General features: G+C 63.7%; 18 protein-coding genes and 1 pseudogene. 7 read left to right on the forward strand and 12 right to left on the reverse strand.

What is annotated here, in order from left to right:
* Positions 1–25 precede the first annotated feature (25 nt).
* From AC0QUY_RS16250 to AC0QUY_RS16280, 7 genes are all read right to left on the reverse strand, one after another.
* Positions 26–1,132 carry a TRAP transporter substrate-binding protein gene (locus tag AC0QUY_RS16250; RefSeq protein WP_475387562.1) on the reverse strand — a complete coding sequence of 369 codons (1,107 nt, stop codon included), beginning with the start codon at positions 1,130–1,132 and terminating at the stop codon, positions 26–28.
* A 322-nt stretch (positions 1,133–1,454) separates the two neighbouring features.
* Positions 1,455–2,408 carry an alpha/beta fold hydrolase gene (locus AC0QUY_RS16255; RefSeq protein WP_475387563.1) on the reverse strand — a complete coding sequence of 318 codons (954 nt, stop codon included), beginning with the start codon at positions 2,406–2,408 and terminating at the stop codon, positions 1,455–1,457.
* Positions 2,409–2,430: 22 nt separating this feature from the next.
* Positions 2,431–3,936 carry an FAD-dependent oxidoreductase gene (locus AC0QUY_RS16260; RefSeq protein ID WP_475387564.1) on the reverse strand — a complete coding sequence of 502 codons (1,506 nt, stop codon included), beginning with the start codon at positions 3,934–3,936 and terminating at the stop codon, positions 2,431–2,433.
* A 28-nt stretch (positions 3,937–3,964) separates the two neighbouring features.
* Positions 3,965–7,126 (reverse strand): efflux RND transporter permease subunit, encoded by a 3,162-nt coding sequence (locus tag AC0QUY_RS16265; RefSeq protein WP_475387565.1) that lies wholly within the window; start codon positions 7,124–7,126, stop codon positions 3,965–3,967.
* Positions 7,123–8,526, reverse strand: a complete 1,404-nt coding sequence (locus tag AC0QUY_RS16270; protein ID WP_475387566.1) for an efflux RND transporter periplasmic adaptor subunit — start codon at positions 8,524–8,526, stop codon at positions 7,123–7,125. Before AC0QUY_RS16270 ends, AC0QUY_RS16265 begins: the two co-directional genes overlap by 4 nt.
* Positions 8,523–8,930 (reverse strand): FixH family protein, encoded by a 408-nt coding sequence (locus AC0QUY_RS16275; RefSeq protein ID WP_475387567.1) that lies wholly within the window; start codon positions 8,928–8,930, stop codon positions 8,523–8,525. The genes AC0QUY_RS16270 and AC0QUY_RS16275 overlap by 4 nt, the downstream gene beginning before the upstream one ends.
* 79 nt (positions 8,931–9,009) lie before the next feature.
* Positions 9,010–9,384, reverse strand: coding sequence for a hypothetical protein (locus AC0QUY_RS16280; protein ID WP_475387568.1), 375 nt, complete (start codon positions 9,382–9,384; stop codon positions 9,010–9,012).
* 216 nt (positions 9,385–9,600) lie between these two features.
* Here AC0QUY_RS16280 and AC0QUY_RS16285 point away from each other — a divergent pair, with 216 nt between their 5' ends.
* Entirely contained in the window at positions 9,601–10,005 is a 405-nt protein-coding gene (locus AC0QUY_RS16285) for a four-helix bundle copper-binding protein (protein WP_475387569.1), read from the forward strand.
* 19 nt (positions 10,006–10,024) lie between these two features.
* On the opposite strand, the gene AC0QUY_RS16290 is transcribed toward AC0QUY_RS16285, so the two are convergent.
* Complete coding sequence (locus AC0QUY_RS16290) at positions 10,025–10,660, reverse strand: class I SAM-dependent methyltransferase (protein WP_475387570.1); 636 nt, start codon at positions 10,658–10,660, stop codon at positions 10,025–10,027.
* 238 nt (positions 10,661–10,898) lie between these two features.
* On the opposite strand from AC0QUY_RS16290, the gene AC0QUY_RS16295 reads away from it, so the two are divergent.
* Genes AC0QUY_RS16295 through AC0QUY_RS16315 form a run of 5 tightly spaced genes read left to right on the forward strand, consistent with a single transcriptional unit; the run spans position 10,899 to position 12,879 of the window.
* The gene (locus tag AC0QUY_RS16295) at positions 10,899–11,222 is read left to right on the forward strand and encodes an ArsR/SmtB family transcription factor (protein ID WP_161854245.1); all 324 of its coding nucleotides are present in this window, start codon (positions 10,899–10,901) and stop codon (positions 11,220–11,222) included.
* Positions 11,219–11,653, forward strand: coding sequence for an SRPBCC family protein (locus AC0QUY_RS16300; protein ID WP_475387571.1), 435 nt, complete (start codon positions 11,219–11,221; stop codon positions 11,651–11,653). Before AC0QUY_RS16295 ends, AC0QUY_RS16300 begins: the two co-directional genes overlap by 4 nt.
* A 43-nt stretch (positions 11,654–11,696) precedes the next feature.
* Positions 11,697–11,903 (forward strand): hypothetical protein, encoded by a 207-nt coding sequence (locus AC0QUY_RS16305; protein ID WP_161854243.1) that lies wholly within the window; start codon positions 11,697–11,699, stop codon positions 11,901–11,903.
* Between the two features lie 23 nt (positions 11,904–11,926).
* Complete coding sequence (locus AC0QUY_RS16310) at positions 11,927–12,412, forward strand: DUF1801 domain-containing protein (protein WP_475387572.1); 486 nt, start codon at positions 11,927–11,929, stop codon at positions 12,410–12,412.
* 17 nt (positions 12,413–12,429) lie between these two features.
* On the forward strand, positions 12,430–12,879 hold the full coding sequence (locus AC0QUY_RS16315; RefSeq protein ID WP_161854241.1) for a DUF1801 domain-containing protein: 450 nt from the start codon (positions 12,430–12,432) through the stop codon (positions 12,877–12,879).
* Between the two features lie 21 nt (positions 12,880–12,900).
* On the opposite strand, the pseudogene AC0QUY_RS16320 reads toward AC0QUY_RS16315, so the two are convergent.
* The 4 genes and pseudogenes from AC0QUY_RS16320 to AC0QUY_RS16335 form a co-directional block, all read right to left on the reverse strand.
* A pseudogene (locus tag AC0QUY_RS16320) lies at positions 12,901–14,789 on the reverse strand (aconitase family protein).
* An 83-nt stretch (positions 14,790–14,872) separates the two neighbouring features.
* Positions 14,873–15,859, reverse strand: a complete 987-nt coding sequence (locus tag AC0QUY_RS16325) for a Bug family tripartite tricarboxylate transporter substrate binding protein (RefSeq protein ID WP_475387573.1) — start codon at positions 15,857–15,859, stop codon at positions 14,873–14,875.
* 65 nt (positions 15,860–15,924) lie between these two features.
* Positions 15,925–17,142 (reverse strand): CaiB/BaiF CoA transferase family protein, encoded by a 1,218-nt coding sequence (locus AC0QUY_RS16330; RefSeq protein ID WP_475387574.1) that lies wholly within the window; start codon positions 17,140–17,142, stop codon positions 15,925–15,927.
* Positions 17,139–18,095: a hydroxymethylglutaryl-CoA lyase gene (locus AC0QUY_RS16335; protein ID WP_161854238.1), complete on the reverse strand. Its 957-nt coding sequence runs from the start codon at positions 18,093–18,095 to the stop codon at positions 17,139–17,141. Before AC0QUY_RS16335 ends, AC0QUY_RS16330 begins: the two co-directional genes overlap by 4 nt.
* A 121-nt stretch (positions 18,096–18,216) precedes the next feature.
* On the opposite strand from AC0QUY_RS16335, the gene AC0QUY_RS16340 reads away from it, so the two are divergent.
* Positions 18,217–19,194 carry a LysR family transcriptional regulator gene (locus AC0QUY_RS16340; protein WP_161854237.1) on the forward strand — a complete coding sequence of 326 codons (978 nt, stop codon included), beginning with the start codon at positions 18,217–18,219 and terminating at the stop codon, positions 19,192–19,194.
* Positions 19,195–19,220 lie beyond the last annotated feature (26 nt).

Here is a 19,220-nt window from a genome sequence, read left to right on the forward strand (position 1 = left end):
CAACCGGCCGCCCTCGGACGAAGCCCTATTTCTCGACCGGGAAGTAGTAGTTCGCCATGAAGGAGTATGGCGGGAAATAGGACCGCTTGTACGGCACCACAGCGCTGGCATAGGCCTTCTGCGAGTCGTGCACCTTCTTGAAGAACGGGTTCCTGGCGCCCTCGGCCGCCGCGATCTCGTCCCACTTCTTGATGAAGGTCAGCAGGATCTCGGTTGGCGTGCGCAGGATCTGTACGCCGTGCTTCTGCTGCATCTCAATCAGCGCATCGGCGTTCTGGCGCTGCCACTTGGTCCACCAGACGAGGAATGTCTCGTTGGCCGCCGACTTGATGATCTCCTGGTGCTGCGGGCTGAGCTCCTTCCACACATCGCCATTGATCACGATTTCGCCGACCGTGACGTTCTCGTGCAGGCCGGGCGAATAGTGGTACTTCCAGACGTTGTGGAAGCCGAGCTGCATGTCCTCGATGCCGCCGACCCATTCCGCACAATCGATCACGCCGCGCTGCGCGGAGGGAATGATCTCGCCGCCCGGCATGTTGACCACCGTGAAGCCGAGCGCCTGCCACACTTCGCCGGCCATGCCGGTCTGGCGGCATTTCATTCCCTTCATGTCCTCGACCGTCTGGATCGGCTTCTTGAACCAGCCGAACGCCTGCGGCCCTGCAGGCAGGATGGGGAACACGACGACGTTGAGCTTGAGCTCCTTCTGATAAAAGTCGTTGTAAAGCTCGAGCCCGCCGCCATGATAGAACCAGCCCATCACGTCCATGTAGTCCATGCCGAAGGTGCCGCCGGGACCACCGGTGAAAAGGATCGCGGTCTTGTTCTTGCCGGTCCAGTAACCGGCCCACGCATGCGAGCCGTCGAGCACCTTCTTGTGGGTCGCGTCCAGCACCTCGAAGGCCGGCACGACCTGGCCGGCGGGCATCGCGTCGATCTTCAGCGTGCCGGCCGACAACTTGTTCACCCGTTCGGCGAAGTAGGTGAAGTTATCATAGAGCGTGAGCGATGCCGGCCATGAGGCCTGCATCTTCAGCACCTTCGTCTGCGCCATGACTGCAGTGGTAGATACGACAAACGCCGAAGCGATCAGGGCAACGGCGATCAACCCCAGAAACAAGCGTTTCATGAGCTATCTCCTCCCTTGGACGACGTGACTTCGGCGATCGCTTTTTCTTCGTTGTTCTTAGTCGCCTGGTCTTCAAACCACGTCTGCCACCATTCTGCCACCATCGCCTCAAGTTGTCATCTTGCTTTCTGGCCGCAGCGAGCGCCGGCAGGCTGCGTCGTGCTCTTTGCGCGGGGTACGCCAACGGAGTTACCGCTGCTGTTGACGGCGTCGATCCTGCCGACGCCAGCACGTGGAACGTGTGGCGAGAAGCGTTAGATGATATCTCTCTAGATCCGACGTCCACGCTCGGCGAAACTTGTCGCGCAAGGCGCCGCCTCCGCTACAGTCCGCGCACAAACGCTTCGAGCGCCGCGTTAGTTTCTCTTGGCGCTTCCTGCTGCACCCAATGTCCGATACCTGGGATGATGGTGGACCCGCGAAAATCTGAGCAAGCGATTCCGGGGTCGGCGTAAAGGTCGACGCCCGGGACGAAGGCGCGCACGGGGTCGCGTTCGCCGGCGATGAAGACCGACGGCTGCGCAACATTGCGCCCGCTCAATTCGGCCAGTTCGGCGAAATCGATTGTCTGCGCGCGGTACCGGTTGAGCGGACCGCGGAAGCCACCGGCCCTGAAGGCATCGACATAGACGGCCATATCGGCCTCATCCATCCAGCCTGGGAAAGACTCCGGATCGACGAGCCCATCGAGCACCCTTGCCTCCGGAGGCTTCGGCTCGAGCCACTTGTTGTGGGGCGCCGCCCCAGACAGCGCGAAATACACCTTGCGCAGGGCGCCTGCGATGTCGGCCTCCAGTTCGGCTTCCGCGGCGCCCTCTTCCTGGAAGTAGATCTGATAGAAGAATCGTCCCTTGTAGACGGATCGCGCGAGCTCGATGAAAGGCGCAGGTCCGCGCGGCCGGTACGGGACGCTAAGGCCAGCTACCGCCCTGATCTTGTCGGGGTGAAGCATTGCGGTGTGCCACACGATGGGCGCGCCCCAGTCGTGGCCTAACAGAACGGCCGGGCCATCTCCGATGTGCTCAATCACGGCAACGACGTCGGATGCGAGATGACGCAGCGTATAGGCCGCAATTTCTACTGGCTTCGAGCTTCGCCCATAGCCACGCACGTCGAGGGCTGCCACCCGAAACCCCCGTGCCGCGAAGTGCGCGATCTGGTGCCGCCAGGAGTACCAGAGTTCCGGGAAACCGTGGACGCAGACGATCAGCGGGCCCGAGCCGCTGACGGATACATTAAGCTCGATCGCTCCGTTCTTCACGGTGACAAAGTCCATCACGCTCCCCCATCCTTGCCCGTCACATCAGCGACATCACGCGCGCCGCGAGCGCCGGCTCGCGCAAGGCGGCCTGCGGCTTGAGCAATTGCGAGACTTCCGTCGTCAGCCGGTGTACCTCGGGATCGTCAGCGGCGAGTTTGGTCAGGGCCATACCGTATTGCAAGCGCTGCGCTAGATCGGCGGGCCGAACGCCGCGCGTGGCGGGGTAGACGAAATCGGAGACGGCAACGCCCCACGGCGTTGCGATGGTGTCCTGGATGGCGGCAAAGAAGTCGCGCGCCAGCCGGTCCATCGGGACATCTTCCGCCAGCAACCGGCCCAGGATCACGGCTTCCTGCGCCGCCACGCTCATGCCCTGGCCGAAAACCGGATTAAAGCGGCAAACGGAATCGCCAATCGCAAGCAATCCTGCCGGGAACGACTCCAGCCGCTCGAAATGGCGCCGTATGCTGCACGGCAACTGGTAGCGGACGATATCCGTCAGCGGACGCGCGTCTTTGACCGCGCCATAGATCGTCGAAGTGCGCAGGCTCCTGACGAAATCCATAAATCCCGCGCGGTCGTCCGGAGGCGCATCGCCATGATTGCCTCCGATGGAAAGCAGCCATCGCTGCTTCTCGATCGGAAACAGGAACGCCCCGCGGCTGCTGTCGGGTGCGGACGGCAGGACGATATTGCCGAGCCAGTCGGCATTGCGATCGAGCGGCCGCTCGAGGATCGTGCTCGCATACGCCTGATCAATGCCGATCTCGGTTTCTTCGGGCCTCTTGAGAGAGAGCTCCTCGAGCAGTTGCAGCGTCAGGCCGCAGCGGCCGGAGGCCTCAACCACCAGGTCGGCTTCAACAGTTACAGCAGGACCATCCCCGCTTTCATAACGGATCGCCTCGATCCGAGTCGCATCGCGCGCGGCGACAAGTCCGGTCACGCGGGAGCGCATGCAAATACCTATGTTCGGGGCCTGTAGGACCCGTCGCCGCGTAACGGCTTCGAGCAGCGGGCGTGACATGCTGAAAATATCGAAGCCGAGATCGCGAATGGGGAATGGATCGAAGCCGGGGCGTTCGAAGCGGAGGTCCTTCCCGGCACGGATCTTCACCGCGCCAGCTTCCGCCAGATCGTTCTCAAACCCCGGAAACAGCGTCTGCAGCGCCTTCAGCCCACCCGCGAGCAGCATGTGGGCGTGCTGGCATTGCGGTGTCCCCCTCCGCGGCTCGGCCTCGGCGGGAAGCACGTCCCGCTCGATGACCGTGACCTTTCCGAAATGCCTGGAGATCGCCTGAGCGGCCGTAAGGCCAGCCATGCCGGCGCCAATAACCACGGCATGACTTCTTGCAGCATCTGGCACATTTTCCTCCCGGAACGGAGTATGCAAATGGGACCCAAAATGGATGGGACCCGGAATGGATGCGATCCAAAATGGATCAACGGACGCGTACGCCCGGCCCAGCCGGGTAGCTGAGCCTATCCGATCTTTTTTGCGGCGATGGTGAAACGCATCACAGGTTTGGGGCGGGAGTCCCGCCAAAAGGTCATCGCCACGCTGCAAACAGCGCCTAGGTTACAGCGGCTCCTGCTTGTCCGGGCTCAACTTTCGTTACAGACACCTTTCCGATCCCCGCCCCTTTGACCAGCGCGTAGATCGCGGGGATCACGATCAGCGTCAGCAGCGTCGACGAAATCATGCCGCCGATCATCGGCACGGCGATGCGCTGCATGATCTCCGAGCCGGCGCCGGTGCTCCACATGATCGGCAACAGGCCCGCCATGATGGCGACCACCGTCATCATCTTCGGACGCACCCGCTCCACCGCGCCCTCCATGATGGCGTCGTAGAGATCGGCGCGCGTCAGCGCACCGCCTTCGGCCGCCTTGCGCGCCCGTCGCTGGTCGAGCGCCTGGTCGAGGTAGATCAGCATCACCACACCGGTCTCGGCGGCAACGCCGGCCAGCGCGATGAAGCCGACCACGACAGCGACCGACAGATTGAAGCCGAGCCACCACATCAGCCAGAGGCCGCCGACCAGCGCGAACGGCAGCGACAGCATCACGATCAGGGTTTCCGTCAGCGAGCGAAAGTTGAGATAGAGCAAGAGGAAGATGATCGCGAGCGTCACGGGCACCACGATCTTGAGCCGCGCCGTGGCCCGCTCCAGATATTCATATTGCCCGCTCCACATGACGTAGGCACCGGGCGGAAACTCGATGCTGGCCTTCACTGCCGCCTGCGCGTCGGCGACATAACCGCCGATGTCGCGATCCCTGATATCGACATAGACATAGACCGCGAGCTGGCCGTTCTCGGTCCGGATCGAGGTCGGCCCGCGCGCGGGCGAGACTTTTGCGACCTCGCCGAGCGGCACCGCGCCGCCTGCGGGCATTGGCACCAGGACGTCGCGCGCGATGGCGGTGGGGTCGCTACGCAGGTCGCGGGGATAGCGCATGTTGACGGAGAAGCGCTGCCGGCCCTCGACCGTGGTCGTCACGGTCTGGCCGCCGAGCGCGGTGGCGATGACATCCTGCACGTCCTGCACCATGATGCCGTAACGCGCCAGCGCCGCGCGGTCCGGCACGATATCGAGATAGTAGCCGCCGATGCCTCGTTCGGCATAGGCCGAGGATGTGCCCGGCACCGTCCGCAGCACCTGCTCGACCTGTTTGGCCAGGCGGTCGATCTCGACCAGATCAGTGCCGATCACCTTGACGCCGATCGGGGTGCGGATACCGGTCGAGAGCATGTCGATGCGCGCCTTGATCGGCTGCGTCCAGGCGTTGGAGACGCCGGGAAACTGCAACGCCCTGTCCATCTCCGCCGTCAGGCTTTCCAGCGTCAGCCCTGCCCGCCACTCGGATTTCGGTTTCAGGTTGATGATGGTCTCGAACATCTCTGTCGGCGCCGGATCGGTCGCAGTCGCGGCGCGGCCGGCCTTGCCGTACACCGAGTCCACCTCCGGAAAGCTGCGGATGATCCGGTCCTGCACCTGCAGCAATTCGCTGGCCTTGGTGACGGAAAGGCCGGGCAGCGTGGTCGGCATATAGAGCAGCGTGCCCTCGTTCAGGTTCGGCATGAACTCGGTGCCGAGCTGCCGGGCCGGCCACACCGTTGCGGCCAGAATGCCGACCGCGATCAGGATCACCAGTATTTTCGCGCGCATCACGCCCTTGATGACCGGGCGATAGATCCAGATCAGGAAGCGGTTGATCGGATTTCTGTGCTCCGGCATGATCTTGCCGCGCACGAACAGCACCATCAGCGCCGGCACCAGCGTCACCGACAACAGCGCCGCCGCCGCCATCGCAAAGGTCTTGGTGAAGGCGAGCGGGCTGAACAGCCGCCCCTCCTGCGACTCCAGCGTGAAGATCGGCATGAACGAGACGGTGATGATCAACAGGCTGAAGAACAGCGCCGGCCCGACCTGCGATGCCGCCTCGATCAGGATTGTCACGCGGGATTGGCCTGGTTCCGCCCGCTCCAGATGCTTGTGGGCATTCTCGATCATGACGATGGCAGCATCGACCATTGCGCCGATCGCGATCGCGATGCCGCCCAGGCTCATGATGTTGGAACCGATGCCGAGCAGCTTCATCGCGCCGAACGCCATCAGCACGCCGACCGGCAGCATCAGGATCGCGACCAGCGCGCTGCGGACGTGCAACAGGAACACGATGCATACCAATGCGACGATGATGCACTCCTCCAGCAACGTGTTCTTGAGCGTGGCAATGGCGGCGTTGATCAGGTTGGAGCGGTCATAGACCGGCACGATCTCGACCGATTTCGGCAGGCTGCTTGCGATCTCGGCAAACCGCTTCTTGACGTTGTGAATCACATCCAGCGCATTGACGCCAAAACGCTGCAGCACGATGCCGCTGGCCGCTTCGCCCTCGCCGTTGAGTTCGCCTATGCCGCGGCGCTCGTCTGGCCCGAGCTCGACGCGGGCGATGTCCCTGAGCAGCACCGGCGTGCCGTTACTGGCCTTGAGCACGATATTGCCGAGATCGTTGATCCCCTTCAGATAGCCCTTGCCGCGGATGACGTATTCGAATTCGGAGAGTTCGACGGTGCGGCCGCCGACATCGGCGTTGCTGGCGCGGATCGCATCGCGCATCTTCTGCATGGTGATGCCGAGATCCCGCATCCGCTGCGGATCGAGGACGACGTTGTATTGCCGCACGAAACCGCCGACGCTCGCGACCTCGGCGACGCCTTCCGCTTTCGCCAGCGCGAATTTCAGGTTCCAGTCCTGGATGGCGCGGGTGTCGGAGAGGTTCAGCTCTTTCGACATCACGGCATATTGGTAGACCCAGCCGACACCGGTGGCATCGGGGCCGATGGTCGGCGTCACGCCGGCCGGCAGCCGCGAGGCCGCGCCGTTGAGGAATTCCAGCACGCGCGAGCGCGCCCAGTAGATGTCGGTGCCGTCCTCGAAGATGACATAGACGAACGACACGCCGAAGAACGAAAACCCGCGCACCACCTTGGAGCGCGGCACCGTGAGCATCGCCGTGGTCAGGGGATAGGTGACCTGGTCCTCGATCACCTGCGGCGCCTGGCCCGGATATTCGGTGTAGACAATCACCTGGGTATCCGAGAGATCAGGAATGGCGTCGAGCGGCAGATGCGCGAGCGCGTAGAGACCGGCGGCGGCAGCAAAGCCGGTGCCGAAGAACACCAGCACAATGTTGCGCGCCGACCACGCGATGAGACGGGCGATCATGGCTGGGTCCCCTCGGCAAAGCCTTTCAGCGCCGCCTTCAGATTGCTTTCGGCATCGATCAGGAAGTTGGCCGACGTCACCACCGGATCGTTATCGGCAAGCCCCTCGCGGATCTCCACATAGCCCTCGCCGCGATGGCCGAGCTTGACCTCGCGCGGCTCGAACCGCCCTTCCCCCTTGTCGACCAGCACCGCCTGCCGGCTGCCGGTATCCATGACCGCGCTTTCCGGAACGGCCAGCACGGCCGCCCCGCTGCCGGTCTCGATTTCGGCGTCGACATACATGTCGTGGATCAGCAGCAGCTCCGGATTGGAGAGTTCGACGCGCACGCGCGCCGTCCGCGTCTCCTTGATGATCTGCGGATAGATCACACTGATCTTGCCCGAGAACTCCCGGCCCGGAAAACTTCGTGCGCGCACCACGACGCGCTGGCCGACGGCCATGGCCCCGAGATCGCGCTCGGCGACGTCGATGATCGCCCACATCACCGAGTGATCGGCAATTCGGAATAAAGTCTCGCCCGGTTGGGCGCGCATGCCCTCGACCACGTTGCGTTCAAGCACGATGCCGTCGCGCGGCGAGGTCCATTCGATCCCGATCGGAACGTTGCGGCCTTTCTCGATGGTAACGATGGCCGCTTCCGGCACGTCGAGATTCATCAGCCGCTGGCGCGATCCCCTGCCGTAGGCTCCTTCACCTCCGCCGGTGACCTTGGAATTGAGCGTCGAGATGTATTCCGCCGCAGCAGACGATATCGCAGGACTGTAGATCTCCATCAGCGGCTGACCCTTGACGACATGCGCGCCGGTCGTGACATCAGCGACCTTTTGGACATAGCTTTCGGCGCGCATCGCGATCACGGAGACGCGGCGCTCATCGAGCTGGATGGTGCCGGGGGCGCGAACTGTCGTACGGATCACGCGACGGGCGGCCGGCTCCGACTTGACTCCGGTGCGCTGGATCTTGCCCGGCGAGACCTTGACCGATCCGTCGTCGCTGTCCTCGCCCTCATAGACGGGGATGTAATCCATCCCCATCGAATCCTTCTTCGGCGTCGAAGAGACATCCGGCAGACCCATCGGATTGCGGTAGTACTTGATCTTGCGGCCGGTGGGTGCCGCCGCCGCGCTCTCCTCGGGATCGTCAAAACTGATGTCAGCGCCCCGAGGGACGGCACGGTAATCGCGGCCATCCGCCGTCTTCTTCGGTGTCAGCGAGTAGAACGGCTTGCCGTCCGGATCCTGATAGTAGATCGCGGGGCCCACCGGAGCGTTCGCCTGACCCACTACATGCGCATGCTTCGGCTCTCCGCCCGGCCAGAGATAGGGGCGCGCGATAACGCCGGCGACCACGGCCGCCGTCACGGCAGCAGCAATCGCAATCTGAGCTGACAGCTTCATTTGTCGGCCTGAATGACGAGCTTGTTATCGACGGTGCCAGTTTCACCCTGCACTTTGGCGCCGAGCGACAATTGCCATCGGCCGGCCATGGTGAAGTCGGCGTTGAAGCGGTAGGTGCCCGGCTCCGACCCCGGCAGCGGCGTCAACTCGCTCACCATCTCCTGCATGGCATCCGGCGCCATATCCAGACGCGTCGCAAAGATCACTGCGTCGGGAACGGCCTTGCCCGTCCGCTTGTCTTCCAGCTTGACCGCGATCGTCTGGCCGGGACCGACCTTGACGGTCGGCTCGACCAGTTTGAATTCGTAATCCTTGATGTCGGCAAACGCGACGGTGACGGCGCAGCTCAGGGCAACGCCGGTCAGCGCGACCCGCAGGCCGCGCGAAAACGGAAGAGCTTTCATCAGTGTATCCTCGATCTCCTGGGTCAGCCGCCATGGCGGCATGGCACGCGCGCCGCAAGGCGCCGCGCACGATTCGGCGTTACGCCGAAAGGACCTGGGATCGGGGAGGTTTTGGCGGAGGTGAGTATCCAACGCCTTCCGTTTCGGGATCACTGCCGGGGAGCAGCATGCGAAGCGTCACGGGCCGGATTTCGGTGACAGCAGCCGGCAGCGGCGCCTGCAACGTCGTCGACACGCACAGCGCCATCAACGGGCACTGGCCGCAATCGGCGGGCGCCGACTTATCCGGGCAGCACGGCATGTCGTCGGCCATGGCGGCTGCGTCATCGGCCATCGACGTCATCGCCATCGATGCCATACCACTCGCGTTCGCCCGCGCCGTGAGCGGGGCAATGACGAGACCAACGATCACGAGGACCGCCAGCAGCCGGCTAAGGTGGATCGAACCTTTCACGGCGCCAGTTTCGCACACCAAGGCCCGCGATGGGAAGCGAAGTTCCATCACGAAGTCGCGGGTTTCCTTAACACATCCTGGCGGTGGAAGGTCGCATTCGCGATGACTCAACCAGCCGCGGCCCGAATTCAGCGCCGCCAGAACATTTTTCGATGCCACGACTTGAAGGGGTGACCGCCCCGCTAGCGGTCTGCCCCGCAGCCAAGGAGCCCAGCCATGCATGCCCGCGAAATGATCGGCACCCACCCGGCCGTCCAGGGCCAGGTCAACGACGCCCTGATCCGCTGCATCGAGGAATGCTACTCCTGCGCCCAGATCTGCACTTCCTGTGCGGATGCCTGCCTGTCCGAGCGCATGGTGCAGGAGCTGACCCAGTGCATCCGGCTGGATCTCGATTGCGCCGACATCTGCAACATCACCGGCCGCATCATGACCCGCCGGACCGGCTCCGACGACGAAGTGATGCGCCGCATGCTCAGTGTCTGCGCCGCCGCCTGCCGGCTGTGCGCAGAGGAATGCCAGAAGCACGCCGCCCTGCATGAACATTGTCGCATCTGCGCCGAAAGCTGCCGCCGCTGCATGGAGGCCTGCCAGGAGTTGGCGCGCGGCATGGCGCATTAGGGCGCGCCGCGGGCGCGGATCAGCCCTCGCGCCGGAATATGCTGAACTGAAAGGCCTGCCGCGCGCCCCAGGGCGTGGAATGCTCGTGCCGCTGCGTATCAACCAACTGGAACGCTGCGCCGAGGGTTTGGCCGAGGCTCGCGCTGTCGTAGCGCGAGACCGGCAGGCCGCTGCATTTCTCCGGGCCGTCGGGCGCGAACGTGGCGATGATGGCGTGACCGCCGATCCTCAGGCCAGACCCGAGGCAGGCGATGTAGGCTTCGCGATCGCTGGCGTCGGTGAGAAAGTGGAAGGCCGCCCGGTCATGCCAGATATCGTAGGTCCGCGCCGGCTTCCAGGTCGTCACATCAGCGACGATCCACCCGACCTTCTCTGCGCTGGCGCCGAGATGACTCTCAAGCCGGCTGCGCGCGACGGTCAAAGCTGCGGCGGACAGATCGAGCACCGTGACATCCTCAAAGCCCTGCTCGATGAGACTGTCGACCAGCCGCGAAGCGCCGCCGCCGATGTCGATGATGGCGGACTCACGCGTTGCGCCCGCCTGCACGATCAGGTCGAGCGAAGGTGCCGCGCTTTGCTGAAACCAGCTGACCTCGCTCTCGCCCTTCGTCGTGTAGACGTTCTCCCAATGGGCCTTGCGGCCGGCCGCGTCCATCGAAACTCTCCCAATCGCGGAGGTTCAATATATGAGTCCCGGTCCTGCACAACGGAGCATCAGATTCCGCAAATGATCCATAACCAGCGGGTGTGCCCCGCTAGCCGCGGATGGAACCCTGCCAAATCGCAATTTTCGCAGCGCAAGGGGCTGCGGTGCGCAAACGCGTTTCCATGCTTGACTGACCCATAGCTCGGTAGTTATAGACAATCAATAACCCGCAAGTTATCGATCTCCGATGCCCAACACCCACGACGTGCTCTTCAAAACACTCGCCGATCCGACCCGTCGGGCGATCTTCGAGCGCCTGTGCCGCGAGGGCGAGCAGACCGTCGGGGCGCTGACGGCGCGGGCCGGCATCTCGCAGCCGGCCGTCTCAAAACATCTCGGCGTGCTGAAGCAGGCCGGGCTGGTGCGCGACCGTCATCAAGGCCGGCAGACCCATTACAGCGCGCAGCTCGGTGCCCTCGCCCCGCTGATCGACTGGACCAGCGAGATGGCCGGGTTCTGGCAGCGGCGGTTCGACGATCTCGAAGACCTGCTCAAACGGATGGACCAATGACCAATAGTGCTGCGACCGAAACGCGTTCCGTCGTCGTCGAACGCGAGATGCCTCATCCGCCGGAAAAGCTCTGGCGGGCGCTCACCCAACCGCACTTGATGGAGGAGTGGCTGATGAAGAACGACTTCAAGCCGGTCGTCGGCCACCAGTTCAATCTTCGCGGCGAATGGGGCGGCGTGCTCGACTGCGAGGTTCTCGCCATCGAGCCGAACAAGGCGCTGTCCTACACCTGGAATTTCAACCATGACGATGCGGCGTTCGCGCTGCAGAGCGTGGTGACGTTCACGCTGACACCGACGCGCACAGGCACGCTGCTTCGCGTGGAGCAGACCGGCTTCCGGCCGGATCAGAAGCAGGCCTATGGCGGCGCCCACGCCGGATGGAAGCAGTTCTTCGAGAAGCTGGAAGAGCTGGTGGCGCGGGCGGACTGAACCGCCGCGTTGCCCTTATGCTCGTCTTCAAAGGGAGATCTCATTGAACTGGAACAATCGGATACGGCAGATCCACCGTTGGCTATCCATTGCCTTCACGGTAGCTGTCATCGTCAACGTCGTCGCCATGATGCAAGGGCAACCAGCCGTCTGGGTAGGCATGCTGGCGCTGCTTCCGCTCATCTTGCTCCTCGTCACCGGCCTCTACATGTTCGCATTGCCCTATGCCGCCAAATGGCGTAGCGGCTGAAGCACCGGACGGGAGTGAACGCCATGGCGCAAACGACGTCGAAACGGCCGGCGAAGGCGGCCAAGAAGGTCGCTGCCAAGAAGGCCGTTGCCAAGCAGCCCGCCACAAAGCCTGTGTTGCTCTCGGGCGGCAACCCTCAGATCGCCAAGGGGTACGGCGACGCCCCCGTGCAGGCCTACATCGCGGCCATGCCCGGCTGGAAACGCGACCTCGGGCGCCAACTCGACGCGCTGATCGTGCGCACCGTCCCCGGCGTGCACAAGGCGGTCAAATGGAATTCGCCGTTTTATGGTGTCGAGGAACAGGGCCCCTGGTTCCTCAGCTTTCATTGCTTCACCAAGTACGTCAAGGTGACATTCTTCCGCGGTACATCGCTGCGCCCTGTCCCTTCAGGCGAATCCAAGCATAATGAAGTGCGTTATCTCGACATCCATGAGGGTGCCCTTGACGAAGCGCAGTTCGTCGCCTGGGTGAAGCAGGCGAGCCAATTGCCTGGCGAACAATTGTGAGCGGAACGACAACAGCTATGAAGAAGGCGACGACAAGCATGACGAAGAGCGGCGCGAGCGAAGCAAAAGGCGGAAGCTCTCCCTCTCAGAATATCGATGCGCGTATCAAGGAGCTGGGCGATTGGCGAGGCGAGATGCTCGCGCGGATCAGAAGCATCATCAAGCGGGCCGTTCCCGACGTGGTCGAAGAGTGGAAGTGGCGCGGCGTTCCGGTGTGGGAGCACGACGGAATCATCTGCACCGGCGAGACCTACAAGGCGGTCGTGAAGATGACCTTCGCCAAGGGCGCCTCGCTGGACGACCCGACGGACCTCTTCAACTCCAGCCTCGAAGGCAACACCCGACGCGCCATCGATTTCCATCAGGGCGACAAGATCGATGAGAAGGCGTTGAAGGCGCTGATCCGCGAGGCCGCCGCGCTGAATACATCAGCGAGAGCGACCTCGCGCGCTCGGAAGAAATCGTAGAGCGCCTGAGGCGACAGCCTTTCAGGACGATAACTGGGCACGCAGTTGCTCAAAGCTCACGATCCGGCCGGCGATCGCGCTGGCCGCGACCGTCGACGGGCTTGCCAGCCAGACCTGTCCCGGTCCGGAGCGTCCCGGGAAATTGCGATTGATCGCACTCACCGTCACCTGATCGGCGCGCTCCGAGACACCGGGACCAGCATTCACGCAGGCGCCACATCCCGGCTCGATCAATTCGACGCCGGCGCGTTCGAACACGTCGAGCATTCCGCGCTGCAGGCAATAGTCGCGAACATCCTGGCTGCCGAACTGAAGGAAGAACCGCGTTCCCGAGGCAACGCGCATGCCATGCTTTGCAGCCCATTCGAGCACGGCATGGTAATGCAAGAGATCCTCACGCTTGCCGCCGGTGCATGAGCCGCCATAGGCGATATCGATTCCCACCGTCTCAGCCAACTCCGATATGGCGACGCCGTATCCGGGATCGCCGGGCCTCGCCAGCATCGGCTCTAGCCGGTCGCATTCAACGTCGATGAGCTGCGCGAACTCAGCCTCGTCGTCGCTACACATCCACGGCTCAAGCTGCAGCTCGATACCGCGGCGCTCCCTGACAAATCGGCACGTCTCCTCGTCGGGACCACAATCCCGCTGAAACCACCTATCTCCGCCACCATGTTGGTCAGGGTTGCGCGTTCGTCGGTGGACAGGCTCGATAGCGCTTCGCCGCAATACTCGATCACCTGACCGATCGCCCTTCCCCCGCGAACGTACGGCAAGCGCAGCAAATGCAGGACGATATCCTTTGCCTCGACGCCTGCCGGTATCCGGCCATTGAGCCGCACGCGGCAGGTCCGAGGCACTTCGACGCGCACCTCTCCCGTCACCCAGGCATTCGCCATCTCGGTCGTACCGATGCCGAACGCCAATGCGCCCAAGGCACCGCAATGGGGCGTATGGGAGTCGGTGCCGACGACCAATTGGCCCGGTTTCACGTAGCGCTCGGCCATGATCGAGTGGCTGATGCCTTCCGAACCATCGCGGTCCACGAGGTAGCCGTGCAAGCGCAGCCCGTGCGTCTCGCAGAATTGCTGCTGGACCTTGGCCAGGGCCTGCGCCGCTTCAAGCAGCCCCCGCGCACGCCGCTCCGGTGACATGCTCCGATGAATGAAAGGCAAGTGATCGCCGAAGCAGACGATGCTCGCGCGGTCGTGCAACGCAATCTGATCGCCCATTTCCCGCTCGAGAAAGCTGACGCACATCGGCGTCACGTATTCATGGGCATAGCGCCAGTCGGCCGTCGCGAAGATGGCCTGGCCGGGACAGACCGCATCGCGATTGCCGGTGGAAGCGCGCGCGATGATCTTTTCGGCATAGGTCATCGGCCGCGATGCGGTAACGTGCGCCGCCGGCGACCATCCGTCTTTTCGTGCCCGTGTCAGCTTGAACAGCCCTCCCCGGCGAATGAGCTCCGCGGTGAGTTCGTCCTCCCCGTGCGTAAACTCGCTGATCGGAATGCTCTCGCCGCGGCGGATGCGTTCGACCAACCCGAAGTCGGTCGAGGTGTAGATGCCGAGATTACGGCAGTTCTGCCGATAGATGCGCTCAAAACTTTCCGCAATCACCAGCCGGATGCCGGCGCACCACTCGGCATAAGGGCTGGCCTCGCGCGAAGAGCCCTTGCCATAGCGGCGTCCAGCCACCGTCACACCGAATCCGCCAGCCTTGACGCTGCCCACCGACACCGGCAGGCGCTGACCGCATTTCAGGCCGTGATAGGGATAATCCCCGAGTTTCTCGTCGTAATAGTAGCAGATCGCGGCCGGCGTGATTTCGTCGGTCGACACGTCGCTGCGCAACGGCAACGCGTCGGCCAGCGAAATATCCGCTCCATGCAATTGGCGCTCAACCATGTCGGCGTTCTCAGAAAGAAACAGGATGCGGCCGTCAAACCGGACCTGTTCGTTCGATGCGGTCGCCACGATGCCACCCTTTCTCACTCGGCGGTAATACCGAGAGCGCGGACCAGTTCACCGCGCGCCTGATAGTCGACCGCGATCTGGCGCTTGAAATCATCAGGCGTGCCGCCGACGGCGACCATGCCCTGCTTGTCCAGCCAGACGCGCATCGTGTCTGATGCAAGTATCTGGTTCACTTCCTTGTTCAGGGTCGCGATCACGGGCGCCGGGGTCTTCTTCGGCAGCATGAAGCCGATATAGCTGATGGTCTTGAACCCTGGGAACGTCTCGCTGATCGCGGGCACGTTGGGCAGCAGCGGATGGCGCTTCTCCGAGGTGACGCCGAGCACCTTGATCTTCCCCGCGGTCGCCAGCGGCTCCACCGCCGTGGGCGCGCCGAACAGCAGCGGGATCTGCCCGCCCAGGAGGTCGTTCACCGAGGCCGCCGTTCCCTTGTAGGGAATATGGGTCATGGTGAAGCCGCCATACTTCTGTAGCATCTCGCCGGCGAGACGGTGCGGCGTCGAGCTGCCCGGACTGCCGAAACTCAAATTCTGCGTCTTCTGCTTGCCGAGCGCGACCAGCTCGGCCACCGAATTCGCCGGCACATTGTTGGCCGCGGCCAGCAGAAGCGGCGACCACGCCACGTTGACGACCGGCTCCATCGCCGTCGAAAGGTCGAAATGGTTGCTGGTGGCGAGGTGCGGATCGATGGTGACCATCGCATCCGTCACCATCAGGACGGTGTATCCGTCGGGCTCGGACCGTGCTGCCGCCTGCGCCGCGATCATGCCGTTGGCGCCCGTCTTGTTCTCGATGACGACGGATATCTTGAGGTTCTCGCCGAGCTGCTTGCCGATGATCCTGGCCAGCGCATCGGCCTGCCCGCCCGCGGAATAGCCGACGAGCATGGTAATCGACCGCGATGGGTATGGCTGCGCATTGGCACCTGGCACCATCGCAACCAGCGCCATCGCGACGCCGAGAATGTGTGCTTTCGCTCGAAGCAGGCTGTCGGAAATCATGTTCCGTCTCCTCCCTGACTATTTTTGTTTCGCGCAGGCGGTTGAACCGCTCTTTTTGTTCGCTGCTACGCAGGTACGCTCACAACCGCCCCCAGCACACCAGCCGAGCGCAAGTCCGCAATTTCACGTTCCGAATATCCGGCCGCCTGCAGGATTTCGTCGGCGTGCTCGCCGACCCGCGGTGGCTGCCGCACGAGCCCCGGCCTTTCGCGCGCCTCGCCGAATTCAACAGGCAAGGCCGGAATTCCAACCAGCGGTCCGCCACCGAATGCCGATACGGCGGTCGCAAGCAGCCCGCCATTGGCGAGCAGATGCGGATCGATCGACAGTTCATCGGGCCGCCCCACCCGCGAATAGGCGATGCGGGCCGCCTCGCACTTTTGGAGGATTTCGTTCAGCGGCAGTTTGCTGATCCGCCGCTCCAGTTCGGGCAGCATCCACTCCCGCGCCTCGCAGCGGTTGGCGTTGCCGGTAAGCCTCGGATCGTCGCGCCATTCGTCGAAGCCGAACGCATCGCAAAAGCGCTGCCAATGACCATCCGAGGTGCAGCCGATGAAGACCTGACCGCCGTCGGAGGCGGTGAAAACGTCATACACGCCCCAGGCATTTTTCCGTGCCGGCATCGGCGGCATCGGCCCGCCCGTTACCGCGCTGCCGACGACGACCGCGCCGAGCATGAAAGTTGCGCTTTCAAACAGCGAACTCGCAACCTTTTGCCCGACGCCGGTGACGTCGCGCTCGCGTAGCGCCGACAACGCGGCCACGACGCCGAACACGCCGCCGAGAATGTCGATCACAGGCGCGCCGGCGCGCAACGGCCGGCCGGGAGGGCCGGTCATGTAGGCGAGCCCGGACTGCATCTGCACCACTTCATCCAGCGCACCACGGTTCTCGTACGGTCCCTTCAGAAAACCTTTCATCGAGAGATAGACGAGGCGCGGATTGATCTGACGCAGATCCTCCCAACTGCATTTGAGACGTTCGATAGTGCCTGGACCGAAATTCTCCAGCACGACATCGGCATCTCTGACCAGCCGATGCACAACCGCCTGCCCCTCCGGCCGCTTCAGGTCGATCGCGATCGAGCGCTTGTTGCGGTTGTAGGTCGCGAAGAAACCGGCGGCAAAGCCCGGCAACCGCCGCGTCGGATCGCCGTCGGCCGGCTCGATCTTGACGACGTCGGCGCCGAGATCGGCGAACAGGACGCCGGCGCACGGCCCCATGATGGTGTGGCCGAAATCGAGCACTTTCAGCCCCGCAAGCGGCCTGGAGGACGTCGTCATGCAGCCCGTCTCCTGAATGCGGCGAGCGTTCCCGATCGCAACGCGGCGCTCGGCAGTCGGTGTCCGACGATCCGCTCGGCAAGCCGCCCGGCCTCGATCAGCGCCTCGATGTCGAGGCCCGTGGAGATGCCCATCTCCTCGCAGAGCAAGGCCAGTTCTTCGGTGGCGATGTTGCCCGGCGCGCCTGGCTGGCCGGCAAACGGACACCCGCCGAGCCCGGCCACCGCCGCGTCGAATGCAGTCACGCCGAGCCGCAGGCCTTCGTAAGCGCAGGCGATGCCCTGCCCGCGGGTGTCGTGGAGGTGCAGCGCGATCCGCATATCGCCCCAGCGCTCGCGAACGGCGCCAATGGCGGCAGCTACACGCCAGGGCGTGGCCCAGCCCATGGAGTCCGCAAGCGAAATGTCCCGCACGTCCACGCCGGCTTCGCGCGCAATCGCAAGCCCGTCCGCCACCGTCTCGACGACCTTCGCCGGCGAGACGTCGCCCGCAAAATTGCAGCCGAACGCGGCCATAATGATGATTTTGGCAATCGGTACATCGGCTTCCCGGTGCACTCGCACATAGTTGCGCATCGCCTCAATTTGTCCGGCGCGGTCGCGGTTGAGGTTTCTGATTGCGAACGGTTCGGATGCGCTCAGCGAAATGAAGCCGGCAAGGGTCAGCTTCCTCCTGAAGGCAAGCGCGCGCTGCAGTCCGCTCTCGTTGAACCACAGCGCGGAGTATTCGACGCCTTCACGCGGAGTGAATCCTTCCATCACAGCCTCGGCGTCGGCCCAGCCCGGAACGTGCTTAGGATTGACGAAGGAGCCGGCCTGGATCCGGCGAAGCCCGCAGGCGGAGAGCGCGTCGATCAGCGCGATCTTGTCGGCGGTGGCCACCGGGCCGGGCTCGATCTGAAAGCCTTCGCGGGGCCCCTCCTCGGTGATCACGACACTATCAGGCAGATCCATGTGCCGGCGCTCCTCCTGAAAGTCCCTTTGGTTGCCGGCCAGCTTGCCGCGCGCCTAGACATCTGACAAATATAATATGAAGATCATTCTGTTCTGATAATTCGATGGCAGGAGCGGTTCAATGGCGCTCGGATTGCGGCAGCTTCGCTATTTCATCGCCATCGCCGACGCCGGCGTATTGTCGCGCGCCGCGGAGGCGCTCAATGTCGCCCAATCGGCGCTAAGCCACCACATCGCCGCGCTCGAAACCGATCTTGGCGTCAAGCTGCTGGAGCGACGGCCGCGCGGCATCGCACTGACTGCGGCCGGCCGGCGGCTTTACGAGCACGCCAGCGCCGTGCTGTCGGCGCTCGGCAAGGCCGAAGAGGATGTGCGGACCTATAACGAGGCCGCGGCCGGTCCGGTCTGCATCGGCCTCAGCCACACCGCGATCTCCATGGTCGCGCTCGATGTCATGAAGGCGGTGCGAACGAAATCTCCGGGCGTGCACCTGACGGTCGTCGAGGCGCTGTCGCCGGCGCTGATCGAGCGCGTATTCTCAGGGACCGTTGATCTCGCGCTCGCCTATAACCCGCCGAGGGACGCCCGCCTGGACGTCGAGTTGCTCGGGGAAGAAGACCTCTATCTCGTCGGGCATCCGAGTCTGATCGGCCGATCATCCGGTCCGGTCGCCTTCTCCGCCATTCCGCAACGAAGCGTGCTCGGACTGGCGCCGATGCCGGCTTCGCGCGCCATCATCCAGACCCAGGTTCTGCGCAATCAAATCATCCCGAGCGACACGCTCGAAGTCGGTTCCCTGTCTGCGCTGCGCATGGCGCTGGAGGCCGGATTAGGCTGCGCCATCCTCGCCCGCGCCAGCGTGCTTGCCGACCTCGAAGCGGAGAAATATCACGCGCGCCGCATTATCGATCCGCCGCTGACGCGCGCACTCGCGCTGGTTTCGCTGGCGGACCGGCCACTGACAAAAGCTTTCCTCGAGGTGCGCAAGACCATGATCGAGGTCGTCCATGCCGCCATCAGCGACAAGCGATGGCCGACAAAAGCAGACGGACGGCGCGACCAACAGGCGGCGACGCGAGCCCACCGGCCCCGCCATTGATCTGCGGGCGTCGTAAGTGCTGCAAC

This window comes from Bradyrhizobium sp. WYCCWR15520 (assembly GCF_056174665.1).